The organism is Streptomyces sp. WM4235 (assembly GCF_001279725.1).
In the GTDB taxonomy this organism is placed as follows: Bacteria; Actinomycetota; Actinomycetes; order Streptomycetales; family Streptomycetaceae; genus Streptomyces.
In genome coordinates, this window is record NZ_LGDE01000363.1 from 1 (window position 1) to 326 (window position 326).

Consider the following 326-nt stretch of genomic DNA (forward strand, 5'->3'; position numbering starts at 1 on the left):
GGACAGCCACAACGGGCCCTCGCCGGTCGGGATCATGGTCAGGTCGGTGACCCACAGCCGGTTCGGCCCGGGTGCGGTGAAGTCGCGCTCGACCAGGTCGGGAGCGAGCTCGGCGTTCGGGTCGCGGCGGGTGAATCCCTTGCCCCGGCGCGGGCTGATCCCGGCGAGGCCGGCCTGGCGCATGAGCCGTTCGACGCGTTTGCGGCCGACGCGGGTGCCCTCCCGTCTGAGGATGGCGTGCACGCGCGGTGAGCCGTAGATCCCGTCGGACTCGTCGTGGACCTCCCGGATCCGGTCTGTCAGCTCGACGTCGCGGCGGCGCCGCT

1 protein-coding gene is annotated in these 326 nt (G+C 73.0%); it reads right to left on the minus strand.

What is annotated here, in order from left to right; translation table 11 throughout:
- A partial coding sequence (locus ADK55_RS22580; RefSeq protein ID WP_159041518.1) for an IS3 family transposase occupies window positions 1-326 on the minus strand: 326 nt, incomplete at both ends.